Annotated in this window: 8 protein-coding genes; 3 read left to right on the plus strand and 5 right to left on the minus strand. The window is 39.1% G+C overall.

Translation table 11 applies throughout. The features are described from left to right. Positions 1-44: 44 nt before the first annotated feature. From AC1UFB_RS14440 to aspA, 5 genes are all read right to left on the minus strand, one after another. The gene (locus AC1UFB_RS14440; RefSeq protein WP_482589419.1) at positions 45-743 is read right to left on the minus strand and encodes a PH domain-containing protein; all 699 of its coding nucleotides are present in this window, start codon (positions 741-743) and stop codon (positions 45-47) included. Next, complete coding sequence (locus AC1UFB_RS14445) at positions 736-1,218, minus strand: PH domain-containing protein (protein ID WP_025908896.1); 483 nt, start codon at positions 1,216-1,218, stop codon at positions 736-738. The genes AC1UFB_RS14440 and AC1UFB_RS14445 overlap by 8 nt, the downstream gene beginning before the upstream one ends. A 168-nt stretch (positions 1,219-1,386) precedes the next feature. Further along, the gene (locus AC1UFB_RS14450) at positions 1,387-1,530 is read right to left on the minus strand and encodes a hypothetical protein (protein WP_328101352.1); all 144 of its coding nucleotides are present in this window, start codon (positions 1,528-1,530) and stop codon (positions 1,387-1,389) included. A gap of 121 nt (positions 1,531-1,651) precedes the next feature. Continuing rightward, positions 1,652-2,980: an NAD-dependent malic enzyme gene (locus AC1UFB_RS14455; RefSeq protein WP_062686890.1), complete on the minus strand. Its 1,329-nt coding sequence runs from the start codon at positions 2,978-2,980 to the stop codon at positions 1,652-1,654. A gap of 61 nt (positions 2,981-3,041) precedes the next feature. Continuing rightward, entirely contained in the window at positions 3,042-4,472 is a 1,431-nt protein-coding gene (aspA, locus tag AC1UFB_RS14460; protein WP_061786483.1) for an aspartate ammonia-lyase, read from the minus strand. Between the two features lie 304 nt (positions 4,473-4,776). Here aspA and AC1UFB_RS14465 point away from each other — a divergent pair, with 304 nt between their 5' ends. The 3 genes from AC1UFB_RS14465 to AC1UFB_RS14475 all read left to right on the plus strand — a co-directional run bounded on the left by AC1UFB_RS14465 (position 4,777) and on the right by AC1UFB_RS14475 (position 6,433). Beyond that, positions 4,777-5,361, plus strand: coding sequence for an LOG family protein (locus AC1UFB_RS14465; protein WP_100347633.1), 585 nt, complete (start codon positions 4,777-4,779; stop codon positions 5,359-5,361). A 119-nt stretch (positions 5,362-5,480) separates the two neighbouring features. Next, on the plus strand, positions 5,481-5,801 hold the full coding sequence (locus AC1UFB_RS14470; protein WP_482589420.1) for a hypothetical protein: 321 nt from the start codon (positions 5,481-5,483) through the stop codon (positions 5,799-5,801). Beyond that, a complete protein-coding gene (locus AC1UFB_RS14475; RefSeq protein WP_482589421.1) occupies positions 5,762-6,433 on the plus strand; it encodes a YetF domain-containing protein in 672 nt (223 codons plus the stop codon). The genes AC1UFB_RS14470 and AC1UFB_RS14475 overlap by 40 nt, the downstream gene beginning before the upstream one ends. Positions 6,434-6,487 lie beyond the last annotated feature (54 nt).

Here is a 6,487-nt window from a genome sequence, read left to right on the forward strand (position 1 = left end):
TTTTTTGGCTCTAAACAGGAAAAAACATTAAACTGAAAATTGCGTCAACATTTATGCAACACTAGTGATGCTATGCATAAAATAAAAAATACTAATATGATAATAGCTAATATAGACTGCGTAACAATCTGTTCATAAGCATCTTGAATCCACGGGTTGATTAAGTCATCCACGTATTCGTATAGTACACCCAGTCCAGCAAAGATATAGCCAAAGTTCGCCGATAGCGCAGCAGCAATCACTAAGCGACTGGTGGGCACCTTTAATGTTTTAATGATTTGTTTTCTTTCAGGACTCTCTTCTACTGAAAAAGACTCCCCTGCTTGCAGCATTGTTTTTAACTCATGGGCGTCTTTCATTAAAACACCTGGTAAATCGACTTCTGCACCCATTCCTGTTCCACCTGCTGTTTCAATACGAAGCCGTGCCAGTTTAACTAGGCGAAACAGAAAAGGCTGATCAATTTGAATCGATTGAATACGCGTTCGTTGGATAAAACTATTTTCTTTTTTAAAGACTCCTTTTTTAATTCGAATTTCTTTTTCTGTAACTTGGTAGCGAAATGTTTGCCATTTAACAAATGCAAAAAACAAGCTGATACCTATAATAATTAAACCAACCCACCAGTATGTCAGTACTTTATCTCGCTGAAGAATGATTAAAAATGCAAATGGTAAAATATTGTCTTTTATGTACTTTGCAGCTTGAACAATAACGGCAAGTGGGTGCAGCTTTTTATTCATATTCGTCCTTCACCTCTGCCATCTTTGCGATTGTTTCGCGTAAATTATTTGCGTCTTCTGATTGTAGTGCCGGAAATTCAAGAAATCCTGCAGCTGTTACAACATTAATTGAAGCCAGACCGTATTTACGCAAAATTGGCCCCGTTGATGTTTCCACATGTTGAACCTTCACAATCGGCACTTTTGTATGATTCCAGATAAACAAACCTTTTTGTACTTCGATATGCGTCTCTGTTAGTTGATACGAATACACTTTCATGTAAATGCTCGGAGCGATGACAACATAAACAATAAAGCTAACGATTAGCAGAGCTCCAGAAACCCAAAAAATCCAGATCCACCAATTAAAAAAATAGACAAGAACATAATAACCAATCGTTCCTGCTAACCACAATATATGTGGCAATAGCGCTTGAATTCTCATTGCGCTTTTTGCTTCGGAAGGTAGCTTCCCCTGTAAATGTGTAATTTCCATATGTATATCCTCTCAATTCATGTATTCTTTCTTCTTATACGCTTGAGCTGCCCAAAAAGTTTCAATAATATGTATTTTTTCATATTTTTTCTAATTTGTATACAAAAAGAGAGTAGGACATACCAAAACAAATTTTCAACAAGACGAACACTCCCTTTTCTCACCTCCTTACATTGTCACAACATGTTCGTTCCATTGTGCTACGGCCACTCGCTTTCCGCGGGGAGGAATCTGAGCTTCCTCGCTATGCTGCGGGATCTCCGTTTTCCCTCTCTTTCCCGCAGGAGTCGAGTGCCCTACGCTCCATTCCACCCTGTTTCCAAACTAGGTTTTCCCAATCAACAAAAAACCTGAACGATTAAAAGTGAGGAACTCTCAATCGTTCAGGTTTATCATTGACTGAATTACTTATGTCCCAGCCTCTTTTTATTCATTATTGATAAACGTTCTTTTTTACGTCACTTTGTACTGCTGCGCGCTCTACTGCTTCAGCAACAGCTTCATGTACATTAACATTTAGCGGATGAGGCACTAGATCCCCTGGCTTTGTTGAATTTGCAATCGCTTCTGCAGCTGCAACTAGCATTTTGTGAGTAATATCACGAACACCAGCGTTTAGTACGCCACGGAAAATACCTGGGAATCCTAATACATTGTTTACAGAGCGTCCATCTGTTGCATAAATTGCACCAGCTTCTAACGCATCTTCTTGTTCGATTTCAGGTTTTGGATTTGATAGAGCCAAAATAATTTGTCCCTTTTGTACCCATTCTTTTTTAATAAGTCCTGGTACACCAGTTGTTGCAATAACAATATCACTTTGCTCCATTAGCTCTTCTAAGCTATCAACTGTTTCGCCTCCATAAGAGCGAAGACGATCTTTTGCTTCTTCAGATTTATCAGCGCCAACTACGCTTTCGACACCATATGCCATTAGCATGCGGCATATGGCAATACCAGCTGCCCCAAGGCCAATTTGACCAACGCGAGCTTGTTTTAAGTTAACACCTGCACTGCGACAAGCTGAGATAGCTGCAGCTAACGTAACTACGGCCGTTCCATGCTGATCGTCATGCATAACAGGAATGTCTAGTTCTTTCTTTAAGCGCTCTTCCACTTCAAAACAGTGTGGAGAACCAATATCTTCAAGCAAGATACCACCAAATCCTGGTGAAATATTTTTAACTGTTTGAATAATTTCTTCGGGACTATTTACATCTAATAAGATAGGAATAGCATTAATATTAGTAAGCTGATCAAAAAGAGCTGCTTTACCTTCCATAACAGGCATACCAGCTACTGGTCCAATATTACCTAAACCCAAGATTGCTGTTCCATCTGTTACAACAGCTACAGTGTTGCTAATGCTTGTATAAATTTTTGCTTTTTCCGGCTGTTCTTTAATCGCCATACATACGTTAGCTACACCTGGTGTATACACGCGTCGTAAATCCGCTAACGTTTCAATTTTCATTTTACTTTTCATTTGAATTTTCCCGCCTTCGTGAGCGTGTAAAACTTCATCTGAAACTGTGTGTAGCGTAATTCCGTCCAAGCTACGAACTGCATCTAATAATTCTTCTAGCTGCTCTTCGCTCTCAACCTGTACAGTAATACTTCTTCGCGTATAGTTATGGCCTACCTTAACTGTTTCAACCTCGCCAATATCGCCACCTACGCGACCAATTGCCGTAGCTACTCGTCCTAGATTTCCTGGTACGCTTGGTGTTTGAATCATTAAAGTACGGATAATATTGCTCATGTTGACTCCTCCATTTTTATCATTTTAGTGTTAATTATCAGTCTGTCTACTTGTCTAACGATTATTGACGATCAAAAAGTGAGTTACCTGCAATACCTGGATTTGTCATTTCATAAGGATTTAAGATTAAATCTAGCTCTTCTTCTGTCAATACGTCATATTGTAAGCAAAGTTCCCGTACAGATTTCCCTGTCATAATGGCTTCTCTGGCAATACGAGAAACAACTTCATAACCTAAATGTGGGTTAACTGCAGTAATGACGCCTACGCTTTTCTCTACATATTCTTTCAACCGTTCTTCGTTTGCTTCAATACCTTCTAAGCAATATTTTGTAAACGCGTCAAAACCGTTGTTCATAATGCTAATAGACTGCAGTAGGTTAAAGACAAGCACAGGCTCCATTACGTTTAACTCAAGCTGTCCTGCTTCTGAAGCTAAGCAAATGGTATTATCATTTCCAATAACTTGGAATGCTACTTGGTTAATCAGCTCTGGCATTACTGGATTTACTTTTCCAGGCATAATAGAAGATCCCGGCTGACGAGCAGGAAGGCTAATTTCTGCTAAGCCTGCCCGTGGACCTGAAGCCATTAAGCGTAAGTCGTTTGCAATTTTAGACATATTCATCATACACACTTTTAAAGCAGCAGATACTTCGGTATAAGCGTCTGTATTTTGCGTTGCATCCACAAGGTGCTCAGCGCCATATAATGGTAGTCCACTAATTTCTGCTAGATATTTCACAACGTTCTCGATATATTTCGGATCAGCATTTAAACCTGTTCCTACCGCTGTTGCTCCCATATTCACTTCATATAAGTGTTGGCGAGACTGGCTTATACGTTTAATATCTCGCTCTAAAACACGGCTATATGCAGCAAATTCTTGTCCTAAACGAATAGGTACTGCATCTTGAAGATGTGTTCTTCCCATTTTAATAATTGGATCAAACTGCTTCGCTTTCTTTTTAAATACTTCAACCATCTTGTCCATTGTTGCTAATAAATCATCTAATAGGCGCAATGTTGATAAATGAATAGCCGTCGGGAACACGTCATTCGTAGATTGTGACATGTTTACATGACTGTTCGGACTAAGCTTTACATAATCACCTTTTTCATACCCCATTAGTTCTAGCGCTCGGTTTGCGATAATTTCGTTCATATTCATATTCATTGACGTACCCGCTCCACCTTGAATCGGATCTACAATGAAATATTCATGCCATTGACCTGCAATCACTTCGTCAGCCGCCTGTACGATAGCGCTTCCAATACCATCGTATAATCGTTTTGTATCCATATTCGCCATAGCAGCTGCTTTTTTGATCATCGCAAGAGCACGAATCATCTCTTTGTTCACTTTGTATCCAGTGATTGGAAAGTTTTCAACTGCGCGCATTGTTTGGACACCGTAATATACGTCTTTTGGAAGTTCTTTTTCGCCAAGAAAATCTTTTTCAATACGACTTTGCTGTTCCTTTTTCGCCATACTGCGACCTACTTTCTATTAGTTAATCTTTATGTGAGCGTGCTTAATTCTCAGCTTTTTTGTTTTAACTAGCGTACTACGCTGTATGACACCTTCTATTAAACACTTAATATACGCTTTGATTATAAAGAAAATTATACTAATAATCAAGGTAACTCCAAAAGAGGTTTTACTTTTTTTAGTATCAAAACAAAAACACCTGTTCTCATTTCTATTAATCGATTATTTTTTATCATAAAAAAAGGGTTTTATCATAAATAAACGAAATGTTATGACTATACGCTGTGAAAAGGAGGACCTGTATATGAAAGCCATTTGTGTATTTGCTGGATCTAATTCTGGTGTTCATCCTCACTATAGAAACGCTGCCGTAGAACTTGGAGCGTATATGGCTCAATACGATTATAAATTAATTTACGGGGGCTCAAAAATGGGCCTGATGGGTGAAGTAGCCAATGAAATGTTAAAGCATGGTGGTCACGTAGTTGGCATTATGCCAAAAGGGCTATTTAGCGGTGAAATTGTTCATACCGCCCTCACGGAATTAATTGAAGTAAGCAGCATGCATGAGAGAAAAGCCACCATGCACGATTTATCTGACGGCTACATCGCTCTTCCAGGAGGGTTCGGTACGTTTGAAGAATTGTTTGAAGCACTTTGTTGGGCACAGATTGGAATTCATAAAAAACCAGTTGGATTACTCAATGTTAATGGATATTATAATGCGTTAATGAGTATGGTTGAACATGCTGTAACAGAGGGCTTTTCACAAGAATCAGCCATTCAGCTTATCAATATTTCAAGCAGCCCGCAATCGTTAGTTTCATCAATGATGAACTTCACTTCTCCTTCCACTCGTTACACAAAATGGAACAACACTTCTTCTTAAATCAAAAAGAGGCTGGGACATAAGTAATTCAGCCAATGATAAACCTGAACGATTGAGAGTTTCTCACTTTTAATCGTTCAGGTTTTTTGGTTGATTGTGAAAACAATGTTGGAAACAGGGTGGAATGGAGCGTAGGACACTCGACTCCTGCGGGAAAGAGAGGGAAAACTGAGATCCCGCAGCGCAGCGAGGAAGCTCAGGTTCCTCCCCGCGGAAAGCGAGTGGCCGTAGCGCAATGGAACGAACGTGTTCAGACAAACCAAAAAGATTGGAACAGCTATTGTTCGTCTCTTAGAAGCAATCATTTTGTTATGTCCCAAACTCTTTTTATTTGTCTTCTACATATTTTCTATCCACTTTGGACATTCTCTAAAAAAAGAGAGAATAGGGAGATGGTGTCATGGAGTACATTTTTGATTTGCTGTTACGAGGAATATTAGCTTATTTTTCTCTGCTTATCTTAACTAGAATTATGGGAAAAAGAGAGCTATCCAAGATGAACTTCAGTGACTTTGTTGTGGGAATCACCATTGGATCCATTGCTGCTACGGGCGCGGTTGACCATAACCAACCTTTTACTAACTATATACCAGCTTTGGTCATCATTCTCGTCCTTGAAATTTTATTTTCTTACCTTTCAATGAAATTTGATAAATTTCGGCTATTAAACAATGGTGAACCCATTATCTTAATGGAAAACGGGCGAATTCTTGAACAAAATTTAAGAAAGGCACGCTTAAATGTCGAAGAGCTTGCTAGTCAGCTTAGGCTTCAAAGTATCTTTTCTTTTCAAGATGTAGAAACGGTCCTTATTGAACAAAACGGTGGCTTTAGCGTGCAGTTAAAACCAAGCCACCAAGCTGTCACCATGGAAGCAATGAGCATTGTTAAAAGCCGCAGCGGACTACCTCGGCTTCTCATTAAAGATGGAAAGCTAGTTGAAAAAGAATTAACTGCGTCCTCTTTTACACTCGACTGGGTGCACCAACAGCTCTCTATTCGTAATATCGCCAGCATTTCTGATGTTATGCTTGGTCAAATTGACCGTAGTGGCTTTATCTATATAAGTTGAATTAAAGGATTACGATTACTCTCTGTTGAAGTATAAGGGTAACACTTACCAATG

The organism is Priestia sp. KCTC 13724 (assembly GCF_056820425.1).

What these genes read in the sequence shown, in the direction of transcription:
- AC1UFB_RS14440 (WP_482589419.1), bottom strand. Translation starts at nt 743, where the DNA reads ATGAATAAAAAGCTGCACCCACTTGCCGTTATTGTTCAAGCTGCAAAG.
- AC1UFB_RS14445 (WP_025908896.1), bottom strand. Translation starts at nt 1,218, where the DNA reads ATGGAAATTACACATTTACAGGGGAAGCTACCTTCCGAAGCAAAAAGC.
- AC1UFB_RS14455 (WP_062686890.1), bottom strand. Translation starts at nt 2,980, where the DNA reads ATGAGCAATATTATCCGTACTTTAATGATTCAAACACCAAGCGTACCA.
- aspA (WP_061786483.1), bottom strand. Translation starts at nt 4,472, where the DNA reads ATGGCGAAAAAGGAACAGCAAAGTCGTATTGAAAAAGATTTTCTTGGC.
- AC1UFB_RS14465 (WP_100347633.1), top strand. Translation starts at nt 4,777, where the DNA reads ATGAAAGCCATTTGTGTATTTGCTGGATCTAATTCTGGTGTTCATCCT.
- AC1UFB_RS14475 (WP_482589421.1), top strand. Translation starts at nt 5,762, where the DNA reads ATGGAGTACATTTTTGATTTGCTGTTACGAGGAATATTAGCTTATTTT.